Source organism: Brachyspira alvinipulli ATCC 51933 (assembly GCF_000518245.1).
GTDB lineage: Bacteria > Spirochaetota > Brachyspiria > Brachyspirales > Brachyspiraceae > Brachyspira > Brachyspira alvinipulli.
Map to the genome: position 1 here is coordinate 159166 of NZ_KI912405.1, position 15077 is coordinate 174242.

Consider the following 15077-nt stretch of genomic DNA (forward strand, 5'->3'; position numbering starts at 1 on the left):
ATAAAACTAATTTTTTAAAACATATTCAAATATTCTGCTTCTAAATAAATGATAATCTGCAATTATAGAAATAGTCCAATTTAATATTCCATTGAAAGCCCAAATAAACCACAAATAATTATTATATTGATATGTGATGATATTTACAATAATCATTATCACAGAATAAATTATAACAGCAATAATAGAATTTTTTAAATTCATTTTATATATATCATAACTGTACTTTCTTATTTTAGGCTTTATATTATCAGAAAAATTCCAAAAAGAATAAATCACTATATAAATAAATAATACCAAATAAAAATAAGGCATAGTAAGTTTATAACCTATTTTAGTAGTTTCATTAAAAAAACTTAAATTATCTACAATCAAACCAAAAATAAAAGCTAAAAGAGCTGTAGAAAAAGATGATATAAAAGCTGTTAATATTTTTATATATAAATTATGAACAATTTTTGCATCTTTGCTTATATCTTCAAAAACTTCATCAATATTTCCAAGCTCATCTATAGATTTACTGCATGCTTCTTCATATTTCATTCCATTTTTTACATAATGCTGAACTTTGGAATTTAACATATCTTTTATTTCATCTAATTGCTCAAGAACTTCTTTAGTATTAGGATATTTCTTTTTAATATTTTTATAAAACTCATTAATATTCATCATCATTTCCTATTAATATTTTTATCAGAATTTTTAAAAAATTGATAAAATAAAAACACAGTCAAAGGCCAAGATAAAAAGTATATAATAACAAATACAAACCAAATATGATGCGGAGTAAAAAACATATTAAATATAAATACCGCTATAGATATAATAATAAAACCTATTATAGAATATTTTAAATTTATCTTATAATCATTGTAAGTATATTCTACTGTTTCGTATATATTACGCATATTAATAAATTGTATAACTATGAGTAAAAAAATACTAATTATTCCAGAAATAATAAAAAATATGCTAACAATCAATGAATTATTTATATAAGAGAAAAATGATATATTATTATTTTTTAAAGATATAAAGCATAATAATAAACTTAAAAAAGCCACAATAACAATATCAATAATACCAACAAATAGATATAATCTATATTTACTAACTATTTTTGTATCCTTTGATAATTCCTCGAGAAGCGAATCTACATCTCCAAAAGATTTAAGTGCCTTTTCAAAAGCTTCTTTTTCATCTTTACAATCATCTATATATTCTTCGCTTTTCATATATAAATAATTTCTAAGTTCTTCAATTTGATCTCTAATTTTCTGGGTATTAGGGTATTTATTTTTTAATTCATTACAAAAATCATCTATCATAATATTTTACCATAACATTTTATAAATCTATTCAATATCAAGAAGTTTATCTATTATCTTTTTAGTAAACAGCCATATTTCTCTTTCTTCCTGCAAAAACTTTTTACCTTCTTCAGTAATTTTATAATATTTTCTTCTTCCGCCCTGACTTTCATCACCCCAATAACTTTCTATTAACTTTTTGCCTTCAAGTCTTCTTATAGCACTGTATAAAGTCTGACCGTTAATCTCATATTCTCCATTAGTTTTATCAGTAATTAATTTAGAAAGTTCATAACCGTAAGAATCGTTATCTTTCAAAAAATGCAGAACAACAGCATCTATATGACCTCGTATTATATCGCTTTCTATATACATTAATACTAACCCTAAACTAATTATAATTTATTTTTTAAAGTAAGATAAATATGGAATTTTGTCAATAACTAAAAAAATAATTTATACTTGTTTAAAAACTTTAGCTGATAAAATGATATGTAAAATTATTATAATTTTTTAATTATAAATATAATATGTTGCATATACTTAATTTTTTAAGTTTGTCAACTGATACACTTTATATAAATGTTATCAACTTTTTTGACGTACAAAAAAGTTGCAAAAAACGCAAATATTACAACCTTATATTATTAGAATATGTATTAAAGATGGTGTAATACCTTAGTTTTAGGTTAAAAATGCAGTTGTTTTTGTTCTTTTATACCAATACCGAAAGGTACCTACTCGGTAAAAGAACTGGGGTGCTGCACGCTGTGTACTTCGTAAGGGCAAAGCCCTGCAAATATTTTAAATTTAAAAAATTATTTTTGACAAAATATAGTTGTTTAAATATAAAAACAATCCTATTATTATTTATCAGCATATCTGAAAGTATTAACGGCAAGAATCAAAGCAATTATTAAACATACTAAAAGTACAGCTATTCCAATAAAATATGCATGAAAATCAAAATAAAAAGCACCTCTAAAGGCATTCAAAAAATACTGAAAAATATTTAATTTGCTTAAAATTTTCACTATATTCGGAGCATTGTATAAAGAATAATATCCATCGCTCAAAAACATAGAAGCCATCAAAATAATATTATATAATATGCTCGCAGTTTCATTATTTTTAACCAAACTAGAAACAAAGAAGCTTATAAATATATAAAGCAAAGAAGCCAATATAATTACAGGCAAAAATAAAAGTATAGAAGCAAAAGAAAATTCCAATTTAAAAAATAAAGCACATACAAAAAATACAAATAAACAGCTTATAATAGATATTATCACCCAAGCACATGATAAACTTATAATATATTTGTATAAAGGAAGAGGCGTTACTTTAAGAAGGTTATAAACCCCTCTCCTTCTCTGACTAAGTACATTAAAACTTGTAGTCATAAAGGAATAAGCAAGCACACTCACACAGCTCATAGCGGTAAGTATATGCACAGTGTAGCTTTCCATTTTGAAAAAAAGTCCCAATGATATAACTATCACCAAAGGAAAGAATATAGACCAAAATATAAGAAAAGGATCTCTTATAGCTTTTTTCATTGTGAGTTTAAATATCGTTTTCATAACTATTCTTTTTTATAATAAATTTTTAACATATAGTTAAAATTTTATCAAACTTATTTTTTTAATTTATTTGTTGGAGCTTTACCCCACACCCCACTTCTTTTGTTGCCACAAAGAAGCAGGCACAGCCCGCCTTTGGCGAAGGGCTATATTTTAGCTTAAATTGATAATTTATATTACATATGGTTTAATTACTAATTTTATACTTGCACTTTTTGCAACTTTTTGCGGCGGGAAAAAGTTGAATAAAAAAATTATAAAATTAAAAATTTCAAAAACATATTAATAATTAGTAATATGCAGGTAAAGTTTCTCCAAACTGTCAAAATTATATTTATTTAAAAGTTCTTCTTTGCTGCCGCTTTCTAATATCTCTCCTTTATATAAAAATACTATTCTTGTAGCCATATCTTCTACTTCCTCCAAATCATGAGAAGTAAAAAGTATAGTTTTATTATTCTTAGCAAGCTCTAATATCATATTTTTTACATTATATCTTTCTCTAGGGTCCAAGCTTGCAGTAGGCTCATCAAATATAAGTAAGTCCGGATTTTGCATAGTAGCTATCATTATAGCAAGTTTTTTCTGCTCGCCTCCCGAAAGTTTTATAGCAAGAGTTTTAGGATTTAGTCCGTATTTTTTTATAATATTATCTATTTCCTCATTACTCATATTCATATCATAAAGAGATGAAAACATTAATACATTATCTCTTACTGTATATCCTTCAAAAAATGGAGTAGACTGAAGCTGAACACCTATATGTTTTTTATAATTATCTATATTTATTTTTAATTCTCCGCTGTCAGCTTTCAATATTCCTAACAATATATTTATAAGAGTGGTTTTTCCTGAACCATTAGGACCTACAAGTGCTATAACTTCGCCTTTATTTACATCAAAATTTACTTTTTTTAATATTATATTTTTATTAAATTTCTTTTCTATATCTATGGCACTAATCAATTTTTCCATTAAATCCAACTTAGTCAATTATTATAAAACCCGCTGCATTAATAAAATTAACACAGCAGGCATACTAATTTACTATAAGCTATTATAATAAATTAATTGTTTGTTGTAGTTGTTACATTAACGCAGCAAGAACAACAACAAGAACAACAACATCCTCCAGGAGTCAATACAACAGATTGGCTTTTTAGAGAACATGTTGTGCGTACTTTTGAAGAATATTTAATCATATAAACAACTCCTTTTTGATGTTTTTTATATTAATATTTTATATAAATTTTTTATATAAAATATTAATATCTATAGTAATTTCAAGAATATTTACGCATATTCTCAAACTGTCCAAAATAATACATAGTAAAAGATATATTAGCCAATATAGCAGGCATCAAACTTCCACTATACTCAAATACAAGGCTATTAATAGTAATAACAACAAAACAAGCTATAGTAAATATAATACCTTGTTTAATGCTGTTTACTCTAAAAATTTCCTCCAATGAAAATAACATACTCACTATGAAAATAGTAAAAAATACACTTTTTAATTCGTACTTAATAGCTGAATATATCACTCCATTAAAAAACAAGCATTTTATTATACTTGCTAACATTATCAATATCCATTTAGGACTGCTTCTTGATGAATAAAGCATATCCACAGACGGAACTAATAATATATTGCTAAATACAACATTCGTTTTTATACTCTTATTAATTAAACTCAATATTGCCATAATTATTTCAAAAGAAGAAATAACAGCAAAAATATTAACAAAAATATAAACTATGTATTTTCTATCTATATGTAAATATAATAAAATATTTTGTTTTTGAAAATAACTTATTAATAAAGCAAAAATAATCATAAAAAACCAATATATATAAGTGCTGACATAAACATATATTTCATTATATTCTGTTTTGCTGTGATTCATTAATTTAAAACATATATTGTTAATAATATTCTTATGCTCTGAAAATTTAACTATAATACCTAGTATAAAAGATATTGCTATATATGGCAGAAGTTTAAAAAATATCAATTTAGCCTCTCTTTACTATTTGATGATAATATATATAAAATCATATTCTGTGTAAAATGTGTAATTAAAGGTGCCGTAATACTAAAAGAAGAGTAAATAAAAAGTAAAGAGTATATAATACCTACAATAAACTTTTGAAAAACAGAATTTGCTCCAAAATATATATGATTAATAGAATATATAAATGCAGAAAGTACAATCACAATAAAAATATTTATAGATAATATATTATAAGCAATATTAAAAAATACATGCCTAAAAATTATCTCTTCACATACAACACATATAAATATGATTACAATATCAAAAAACATATTCTTTTTTTCTATAATTTTATGAACTTCAATATTTTTTATCCAAAACCTATATTTAATATAATGAACCGTCATTGCTTCTATTATTTCTAATCCTATACATACAAAAGACATAATAAAAGCTAATACAGCAAAATAAATGCTTATATTATAATTAATACTCCCAATATATCCTGTAAAAAATACTATTATAACAAATAAAATATAACTTAAAGTATTTGGAAGAATATTGTTTATTTTACCTAAATTTAATTTTATAAATATGCCAATTAAGGATGTAGGAAAAGAAACAGCAATAAGCACAAGCACAGCACTAAGGTAATGGGTGTGGGAATTCATTATTAGAAATTCCTCCATTTTTAATTATTCTAGGATGTGCACTATAAGGAAAAGCAGGCATTGACATCTGTACAAATTCCGGAATATACACTCTTATAACACGAAAATCTTTATCATGTATCTCCGAAGGCGTAATATCTAAATATACTGCATATTTTGAAATATCATAAAGCCCTTTTAATAAATATTCTAAATCATTCTCAGTATTAACTTCAAGATTTTTATATTTTTTTAATTGAACCTTTTCCTGAACTTTGCTGTTAATAAATTTTAACTTTTTATCTTTATTATCCAAATTTGCCCAATAATTAACATTACTGTCAAGATTAAGATAACTTTTTTCATGTACAGTTTCTAAATAATCTGCAGGCATAGATAAAGGACCATTAATATTCAATGTAAGTATAGCCAAAGCCTCCATAAAAGCTCTGTATATAACTTTTTTAGGATTAAGTCCTGAAGAAGCTCCTACAACAATATAAGGAGATTTTTCCTCTTTATTTGTAAGCATAACAGTAAAAACATAACCTAAATTGTTATTAACAGTATAATCAAATACTCTTACAGTATAATTAATATCTTTTAAAATAGTATTTAAAGTTTCATTAAGTATATCATCATCAATAATAACTTCTTTAACTTTGCTGTCCGTATACCATTTTATCATACATGCATCACATTCAACTATTTCAGTTATGGCTGATTTTAAAGCAAGCGGAATATTTTTATGACTTGCACTTCCCTTTGAAAAACCGCTTATAAATACTTTCTCTTTTTTATCTCTTCGTATTATATGCGATAAAAAGAAATTCTGAGCAGGAACATAATATTCTTTATCTTTATCAAACAAAGAAGGAAGAAGAACCCAAGATAATATATCATCCTCTGTAATATTTTCCAAAATACCAATACTGTTTAATTTATTACAATCATCATCGCTGTAAATTTTAACATATTCCCAAGGTATAACATTATTAGGGTACTTTTCTTTAAGATGATTATAAGAAGCATATTTTAATTTTTCCTCAAAATACAAATTTGAAGTAAATAAAGTATATCTTTCAATGCCTTCTCCTAATAATCTGATAATAGATTCATCTCTATATATTCCGTATCCTGAAAGATGATAATTAATTTCTGCGTTATCTCCTAATAATATTTTATGATAATTTGGAAGTATTGCAGTACATGTATTAATATTCTCAGAAATTACTGAATTAGACTGCATTATAATAATAGAATCAAGAATTCCTGTCTGATGTCCGCAAATTGAATTATATTTATTTAAAACATTTTTATAACTTGGGTAATAATTAAGCATGTATCCGTCCAATTATTTTAATATAACTTTACTTGAAAACTTTTCTATAACCTCTTTCGATGAAGTATACATCTCATTATATTTTGCTCTGCTTATATGTCCGCATGCAGGACAGAAAGGCACTCTAAGCAAATCCTGAATCTGAATTTCTATAGAAGGTATATAAACATTTATAACACGTCCTGCAAGTTTGCATTTTCCTATAGCAGCAAATAAAAATGCTTCATACAATGCTATAGAAGTGAAACTTTGTAAAATCGGAGTTATATAAGTCTTTTTATTTTTTATTTTGAAGTTCATAGTCTGTTTTACAAAGTTATTATAAACAGTCAAGCTTTCATTTCTTGCTACTACCCTATTTTCAAAACATTCATAGCAAGCTGTTTCCTTTCCTTTAATAGTAGTAATATTTAAAAAAGGACCATCCAATATAGATATTACTATAGGTATTGATTTTTCAAGCAATAATCTATTGATATTTCTAAGCAAGTTGAGTCTTGGTTTTTCTACGCTTACAACTACACATGATATTCCGTCAAATAACTTCAATAATTCCTTTTGAGTTTCTATATTATCAATAGCATCCGTTGTATCTGTAATATTAGATTTTTCTATTTTTTTTATGTCATCAGAACTCATCATATCAACATTCATATATAAATCTTCTGATGCTAATTTAGCATAATCTTTTAATCTGTCATTATCTGTGATGAATATTATTTTATTTTTCTGAACCTTGCTTTCATCCGGTATATCATAAAAATATTCGCCTATAAACTCATAAACCGTATTAAGCATATTATTCTTTTTATCATCATACTCTAAAAATCTGTTTCCAATCAAAGAATTTATAATATCATTTAATAAATTGCTGTCTTTTTCATTAAGAGAGCATTTTTTTACTATATCATCAAAAGATATAAGTTTATCGTCAAGAAGCTCTTTAACAATAAACATTACAACTTCTTTCATATTATCCTCTAAATCGTTAAGAGTTAAAGAAGCCTCTTCAAAATTCCATATTCCTTTTCTAAATCTAATCTCGTCATCAGAACTGAAAAAAATGCTTACACTATCATAAAGTTTGATATTTTTTTTAGCCATATTCAATTAACCTATTATTATTTTTTTATTTGTTTTATTATAAAAATCATTTTGAAAGCAAAGTCAAATGCACAACATGATTAGTATTTCCGTCAATATTTAAAAACTCTTCGGATAAAGTTTTATTAAATCCCCCTATATCGCATGCCAAAATACCGCTAGCAGCAGCAGTAAGCTGTATATTTTGAGCAATTTCTCCGGTTTCTATTAATGCAAATTGAAATCCCATATCACCGTATTTTCTTGAGTTTTCATATATACTATATACATAATAAACAGATACAGCAGTTTTTCTTAAATCTATTTCTCCGCCGAAAACATTATTGTTATAATAATTCTCTAAATCTTCTTCATTAAACAATTTAATTTTTTCAAGAGAATGAGTAAAAGGCATATATTTGTATATACCTTTATCAAGATTATTTACATTAAGAGCTGCAACGTAAAGATATATAGGATAAAGTCCTCCGCCTGAAGGAGCTGTACGTAATTTTGATATATATTTATCTCCGAATGTAATTGTACCATATTCATTTTTACCAAGTTTAAAATCAAAATCTCCAGAAATACCATCTCCATAATAAAGCAATGTTGATAAATCGCTTAATGTTAATGGCTTTCCTTTAAAATCTCTTCTGCTTCTTCTTGATCTTATAACCGAGCCTATAGGAGCATTTAAATTTTTATAAGGAGGAAGTTTAACAGCATTTCCTTTTTTATGAACTTCCTCTTCTAATAATACTCTATTACTTAGTGAAGCATCTATAGGAAATGATGAATAGCTCACAACATTATATATTTCTGATAAATCTATTGATGACTTTTTACAGTTTAAAAGATATTCTTCACTTATATTTCTATTGACCTCGGAACTTATAGCCCCTCTGTATGAAGATTCTGCAGTTTTTATGCCTATAGTATCAGCATACATTGAAACTGGTATATTTGACGAAAAATTTACTACGCTAAAAAGTAAAGGTATTTCTTTTGATTCCAACTCTTCTTTTGTTATTTCTATCTTTTTTGTTTTTTCATTTTTACTTTTCTTATCCGCTCTTTTTATGATTCCCATAACATTCCTATGTATTTTTACTTTGTCAATATAATAACCAAATATAACAAATTTCATAAAAATATAATTAATTATTTTTCATAGTGTTGAAAAACATAATAATTTTTATATAATTTTAATATACTCTAACAAAGTTATATTAGTGAGGATTAATATGATAAAAAAATTATACACAGCCCTAATATTAAGCACTATTTTTATATTTTCTTTTTCTTGTTCAAATCAAGCAAATAAAAAAACAGGAAATTCAGGAAATCTTACTATAATACACATGAATGATACTCATGGAAGAGATGAAGAAGAAATGGTAATCGATAAAGATACAAATCCTCCTACAACTAACTATATGTACGGAGCTTCAAGAAGAGCATTTTATATAAAAAGTGTAAGAGAAACTAATAATAATGTGCTTGTATTGCATGCTGGAGATACTATAACAGGAAGTGCATATTCTACAGTATTTCAGGGAAGAGATGAAGTTGATATAATGAATATGATTGGTGTAGGTGCTGCTACTGTAGGAAATCATTTTATAGATTACGGACTTGATAATTTTACAGAAATAATGAAAGAAAGAAAATTTCCTACCTTTTCTATTAATATAAAAAATAAATCTGACAACAGTTATTATGCGGTTCCATATATGATTACAAATATTAATGGATTAAATATTGCAATTATAGGGGTAACAACAACAGATTCTGTTTACAACCCTAAATATATTAAAGATATAATATTTGAAGAAGAGATAAAAACACTAAAAGATTTTATGAAGCAAAATCCTCTAAACACTACCAATGATGTTACAATATTATTAAGCCATGCAGGATATGAAACTGATAAAAAAATAGCTGAAAATATACCTAATACTTTTGATATAATAATAGGAGGACATAGCCATACGGAATTATATGAAGCTGATATTGTAAATGGAACTCCTATAGTACAGGCTGGATATTATGGTCATCATTTGGGACATATAAATTTAAATGTTAATAATGGAATAATGGATAAAGAAAATTTAGATTATAAATTAGTAGCTATGGATCAGAATATAGAGCAGGATAAAGATATGCTTAGCTTTATTGAGGAGATGAAGGGTACTGTAAATAAAGAATTTAATGTAAGAATAGGTACTTTGCCTAAAGATTTAGAACATGACGGTATAAGAAGCAACTCTATGGCTATAGGAAATTTTGCATGCGATTTGGTTTTAGATTCTTATGATAATATAGATATTGCCATAGTAAATTCAGGAGCATTAAGAACTCCTATATCAGCAGGAGATATAACTTTAGGTAAAATACAAAATGAATTCTTCCCTTTCGATAATCAAGTTGCTGTTCTTTCATTAAACGGAAAGGATTTATTGGACATAATAAAAATATCAGGACAGAAAAGAGGTAAAGGAGGATTTTTACAATTCTCAAGAGGTGTAGAAATAATTTATAAAGAAAATGGAAATTTAGTATCTGCTAAATTAAATGGAGAAGATATTACAGAAAATAAAGATTATAAAATCATTATATCCGATTACCTGCTTGACGGAGGAGACGGATATGTTGATAGTGAAGGAAATCCTATAGGAAGAAAAGGAAAAAATATTATTATGACAGGAAATGATATAAGAGATGCATTAATATCAAAAATAAAAGAACTTAATAATATACCTAATGAATATATAGATGAAAAACCTAGAATAATATTTGAATAAAATATTAATAGAAAAGAGCCTGCTTAAAAAATAAAGACAGGCTCTTTTTTATTAAATAATTATTTAAATCTCTCTCCAGTTATATAATAATATACCCATTTAGCTATATTCTCAGCATGATCGCCCATCTTTTCAAAATATTTTGCTATCATCATTAAATATATAGCCTGATCTGCATTCTCAGCACCGCTTTTAATCAAATCAACCATAGAATCACGCATCTTATAAAATAGTATATCAACTTTATCATCACTTTCTATAACATTTCTTGATAATTGTGCATCTTTTTCTTTAAATGCTTTTAAACAGTTGCTTACCATATCATCTATTATCTTAGACATCTCTATTATAGTATCAATATTATTTTTATATATATTGCCTTCTAATAAAAATCTAAGCAAATCGCATATATCTTTGGCCTGATCTCCTATTCTCTCCAAATCTGTGGATATTTTTAAAGCAGCAGAAACTATCCTTAAATCAGTAGCCACAGGATGATCCAAAAGCAGCATTTTAAGAGATGAGCTTTCTATTTTGTATGATATTCTATTTATATTTCTGTCATTTTCTATAACTTGATTTGCAAGTTCTATATCTCCATTAATTAAAGCTTTAGTAGAATTTCTTAAAGCTTCTAATATCATATCGCCTGCCTCAATAACATGCTCTGTTAATTTATTTAATTCTTCTTCAAATTTTTTCATTTTTTCTCCATGTTTATTTTTTATTCTTGCTATGCCCGCAGACGAACTCTATTTTCGCTAAATTCGTCAAACGCTCATAATCATTAATTAACCGAATCTTCCGGTAATATACTTTTCAGTTTGTTCATTTTTAGGCTTAGAGAATATTTCTTCAGTATCATCATATTCTACTATTTCCCCAAATAAAAAGAAAGCTGTTTTATCCGATACTCTCATAGCCTGCTGCATATTATGAGTAACTATTACTATTGTATATTCATTTTTTAATTCATTTATAAGATCCTCTATTTTACCTGTACTTATAGGATCTAATGCACTTGTTGGCTCATCCATAAGAAGTATTTTAGGATTAACGGATAAAGCTCTAGCTATACATAATCTCTGCTGCTGTCCGCCTGAAAGACCCAATGCATTTTTATTTAGTCTGTCCTTTATATCATCCCAAACTGCAGCCTTAGTTAAACTATATTCAACTATTTCATCTAATTGAGATTTCTTTTTCACTCCGAATGTTCTAGGGCCGTAAGCTATATTATCATAAACACTCATAGCAAACAAATTTGATTTTTGAAAAACCATACCTACATTTTTTCTTAAATAAGATACATTAACATTCTTATTATATATATTAACATCGGCTATTTCTATTTCACCTTCTATTTTACAATTAGCTACTAAGTCATTCATTCTATTAAAAGTTTTTAGCAAAGTAGATTTTCCGCATCCGGAAGGTCCTATAAAAGCAGTTACAGTATTTTTATTTATATCTATATTAACTTTTTTTAAAGCCTGAAAAGATTCATAGTACAAATCCAAATCTTTTACTTTAATAAGCGTATCAGTATCAAAATTGAAATTTATGTTATTTAATTCTTTAGTCATTTAGAATCCTTTTTTAATAGTCTTTCTTTAATTTTGTATTAACAAGAAATAATGAAGCATTAAGAAGTATAACCATAATAAGCAGAATACTTGCTGTAGCGAAAGTTTGATTAATATATAGTCCCTCGCTTGAAAACATCCACATCATTACAGAAAAAGAACTTCCTGAACTCAAATATCCTTTAGGCATATATCTTACAGCACCTGCTGTATATATTAATGCAGCACTCTCTCCTACTATCCTCCCTATACTCAAAATAACAGAAGTCATTATACCTGAAAAACCGCATGGAAGAACTATTTTAAATATTGTTCTAACCTTAGATGCCCCTAATGCTAAACTTCCTTCACGTAAACTTGCAGGAATTGATATTAATGTCTCCTCTGTTTGTCTTATTATAGAAGGAAGTATTATTAATACTAATGTTAAAGAACCTGCTAATATACTTCTTCCTATACCAAACAAATTGGCAAATACAAGCATCCCGAAAAGACCGAAAACTATTGATGGTATCCCTGATAAACTGTCTGTAAATATTCTTATAATAGATATTAATTTAGACTTGGCTTTTGAATACTCTGTCAGATAAATAGCAGCAAACACACCTAATGGTATGGCTATTATTAAAGACATAAAAAGCATCATTGAAGTTGATACTATTGCTGGTAGAAGTGTCATCTGAGAATTATTACTTTCTCCAAATAACAAGTTTAAAGTGATATGAGGTATTCCCCTAATAAGTATAAACAAGACTATAAATACAAGCAGCAATGTTGATACTAGAGAAGCAAATATAGAAATGTATTTTAATATATCCGCTTTTAGAGAAGACATTTTCATTTCAATTTTTTTAAAAGAGAAATCATTTATACTTGTTTTATATTCTTTATTTTTAGAAAATAAACTGCTGAAAGAAAATGAAAAATACAAATTATTTCTTTTAAGCATAGAAAGTACTATATTTATAACAAGTATAAATAACAAAAGAACAAAAGCAGTTCCAATCAATGCCGACCTATGTACTCCTGTAGCATATCCCATTTCTAAAGCTATATTAATAGTCATAGTTCTGAAATATGAAAATAAATCACTAGGTATAAATGGAGCATTTCCTGCAACCATCATAACCGCCATAGTTTCTCCGATAGCCCTTCCCATTCCAAGAACAACAGCAGAAAATATACCTGATTTTGCTGCCTTTACTATAACCCCGAAAATAGCCTGAGAATGAGTATTTCCTAAAGCTATAGCTCCGTCATAATAATATTTGTACACAGCTTCTAAATTATATTTTGTAATTGAAGTTATTGTTGGAAGTATCATTATAGCAAGTATTATTGAACTGGCAAGCACTCCTTCTCCTACATCATTAGGGGATAATCTTTTAAGAAAAGGAACTAATACTGACATTCCAAAAAATCCGTAAACTATTGACGGTATCCCAGCAAGCAAATCTATAACTTGAGATAATATAACTTTTAATTTTTTTGGGGCAAACATTGATATATAAACCGCTGTAAAAAATCCAAATCCTCCTCCTAAAAAAGTAGAAAGAACGGTTATATATACAGAACCTACTATCATTGGAAATATTCCAAAATGTTTTGAAGAAGGCGACCAAGTCATACCAAAAACAAAATTGAAAAATCCAACCTCTTTAAATATTGGAATACTATAAATAAAAATGAAAATACATATTGAAAATACAACTACAACAGAAAATATAGAACATATAAAAAATACATATCTCATTATTTTATCTAGTACTTCATTAAGTATATGTTTATTCACAATCTTACATCCTAATTATTTTACAATCTCAAAAAAAAGCCGATATACAAAATAAATTGCATATCGACTTGATATTTTACTTAAATAGCTACATACCCATTTTCATTGATAACCGCTTTCCCTGTATCACTATTAATGAAGTCCAAGAAAGCCTTTGTACCTTCATCAAGTTCAACTCCCTTTTTAGTGAATATGTAGAAAGGACGGTAAAGTTTGTATGTATCAGTTTTTATATTCTCTACCGATGCCTCAGCGTATCCATCCTGCCCTTTCGCTTTATAAGCTAATGGCTTTATAGTATCGTCAATAGCACCCAAAGATATATATCCTATTTTTGAAGCATCACTCATAACAGATGTTTTTACTTTTCCTGTTCCATCTAATATTTCAACTGTTGCAGGTAAAGGTGCATCCTTTCCAATAGAAGTTAAATCTGTAAAAGCACTTCTAGTACCTGAACCATCTTCTCTTGAAATTGACTTTGTTATATTCCCTATTGCTGTATTGTTTATGTATAGAGAATATAATTCTTCTTCGCTTATCTGAGTAATTTCAGAATCTTTATTAGCTATAATAACTATACCATCCTGACATAACAAATAAGAATCTAAACTAGTCAATTCATCCTCTTTCAAATTTCTTGAAGCCATGCCTATATTATTGTTTCCGCTTATAGTGTCTTGAACTCCAATAGTTGAATCTGATGTTTCTACTGTCACCGTATAATTTGTATTAACTTCTTCAAACTTCTCTGCAAGCTTAAACATAAGAGGAGCAACTGAAGAAGAACCAGTAATAACAATATCAGTAGGACTTGAGGCACCGCCTCCGCAGGATATAAGTCCGAACAGACTTATAAGGGTTAAGAAAATCAAAATCTTTTTCATAAAATTGATTTACTCCGAAATAATAATTTTTTTGTTA

Annotated in this window: 16 protein-coding genes; 1 reads left to right on the plus strand and 15 read right to left on the minus strand. The window is 26.8% G+C overall.

Going from position 1 to position 15077, the window contains the following annotated elements; genetic code table 11:
• Window positions 1-6: 6 nt before the first annotated feature.
• The 11 genes from T324_RS0112715 to T324_RS0112765 all read right to left on the minus strand — a co-directional run bounded on the left by T324_RS0112715 (window position 7) and on the right by T324_RS0112765 (window position 9061).
• Entirely contained in the window at window positions 7-669 is a 663-nt protein-coding gene (locus tag T324_RS0112715; RefSeq protein ID WP_028330601.1) for a permease prefix domain 1-containing protein, read from the minus strand.
• A gap of 2 nt (window positions 670-671) precedes the next feature.
• Window positions 672-1328 (minus strand): permease prefix domain 1-containing protein, encoded by a 657-nt coding sequence (locus tag T324_RS0112720; RefSeq protein WP_028330602.1) that lies wholly within the window; start codon window positions 1326-1328, stop codon window positions 672-674.
• A gap of 27 nt (window positions 1329-1355) precedes the next feature.
• Window positions 1356-1685, minus strand: coding sequence for a PadR family transcriptional regulator (locus T324_RS0112725; protein ID WP_014488735.1), 330 nt, complete (start codon window positions 1683-1685; stop codon window positions 1356-1358).
• A 491-nt stretch (window positions 1686-2176) separates the two neighbouring features.
• Window positions 2177-2893 carry an ABC transporter permease gene (locus tag T324_RS0112730; RefSeq protein ID WP_028330603.1) on the minus strand — a complete coding sequence of 239 codons (717 nt, stop codon included), beginning with the start codon at window positions 2891-2893 and terminating at the stop codon, window positions 2177-2179.
• Between the two features lie 282 nt (window positions 2894-3175).
• The gene (locus T324_RS0112740) at window positions 3176-3868 is read right to left on the minus strand and encodes an ABC transporter ATP-binding protein (RefSeq protein WP_028330604.1); all 693 of its coding nucleotides are present in this window, start codon (window positions 3866-3868) and stop codon (window positions 3176-3178) included.
• Window positions 3869-3960: 92 nt separating this feature from the next.
• The gene (locus T324_RS19015; RefSeq protein ID WP_104618768.1) at window positions 3961-4095 is read right to left on the minus strand and encodes a streptolysin S family TOMM toxin; all 135 of its coding nucleotides are present in this window, start codon (window positions 4093-4095) and stop codon (window positions 3961-3963) included.
• Window positions 4096-4176: 81 nt separating this feature from the next.
• Window positions 4177-4911, minus strand: a complete 735-nt coding sequence (locus T324_RS0112745) for a SagF family protein (RefSeq protein ID WP_028330605.1) — start codon at window positions 4909-4911, stop codon at window positions 4177-4179.
• The gene (locus T324_RS0112750) at window positions 4908-5564 is read right to left on the minus strand and encodes a CPBP family intramembrane glutamic endopeptidase (RefSeq protein ID WP_028330606.1); all 657 of its coding nucleotides are present in this window, start codon (window positions 5562-5564) and stop codon (window positions 4908-4910) included. Before T324_RS0112750 ends, T324_RS0112745 begins: the two co-directional genes overlap by 4 nt.
• Entirely contained in the window at window positions 5539-6885 is a 1347-nt protein-coding gene (locus tag T324_RS0112755; protein WP_028330607.1) for a YcaO-like family protein, read from the minus strand. Before T324_RS0112755 ends, T324_RS0112750 begins: the two co-directional genes overlap by 26 nt.
• A 12-nt stretch (window positions 6886-6897) precedes the next feature.
• The gene (locus T324_RS0112760) at window positions 6898-7989 is read right to left on the minus strand and encodes a streptolysin associated protein SagC (protein ID WP_028330608.1); all 1092 of its coding nucleotides are present in this window, start codon (window positions 7987-7989) and stop codon (window positions 6898-6900) included.
• Between the two features lie 46 nt (window positions 7990-8035).
• On the minus strand, window positions 8036-9061 hold the full coding sequence (locus T324_RS0112765; RefSeq protein WP_028330609.1) for a SagB family peptide dehydrogenase: 1026 nt from the start codon (window positions 9059-9061) through the stop codon (window positions 8036-8038).
• 154 nt (window positions 9062-9215) lie between these two features.
• Here T324_RS0112765 and T324_RS0112770 point away from each other — a divergent pair, with 154 nt between their 5' ends.
• Window positions 9216-10775, plus strand: coding sequence for a bifunctional metallophosphatase/5'-nucleotidase (locus T324_RS0112770; protein WP_028330610.1), 1560 nt, complete (start codon window positions 9216-9218; stop codon window positions 10773-10775).
• 59 nt (window positions 10776-10834) lie between these two features.
• On the opposite strand, the gene phoU is transcribed toward T324_RS0112770, so the two are convergent.
• The 4 genes from phoU to T324_RS0112790 form a co-directional block, all read right to left on the minus strand.
• A complete protein-coding gene (phoU, locus tag T324_RS0112775; protein WP_028330611.1) occupies window positions 10835-11479 on the minus strand; it encodes a phosphate signaling complex protein PhoU in 645 nt (214 codons plus the stop codon).
• An 87-nt stretch (window positions 11480-11566) separates the two neighbouring features.
• Window positions 11567-12361 (minus strand): phosphate ABC transporter ATP-binding protein PstB, encoded by a 795-nt coding sequence (pstB, locus tag T324_RS0112780; RefSeq protein ID WP_028330612.1) that lies wholly within the window; start codon window positions 12359-12361, stop codon window positions 11567-11569.
• 13 nt (window positions 12362-12374) lie between these two features.
• Entirely contained in the window at window positions 12375-14114 is a 1740-nt protein-coding gene (pstC, locus tag T324_RS0112785) for a phosphate ABC transporter permease subunit PstC (RefSeq protein WP_051436855.1), read from the minus strand.
• A gap of 119 nt (window positions 14115-14233) precedes the next feature.
• A complete protein-coding gene (locus T324_RS0112790) occupies window positions 14234-15040 on the minus strand; it encodes a substrate-binding domain-containing protein (RefSeq protein WP_028330614.1) in 807 nt (268 codons plus the stop codon).
• Window positions 15041-15077: the final 37 nt, after the last annotated feature.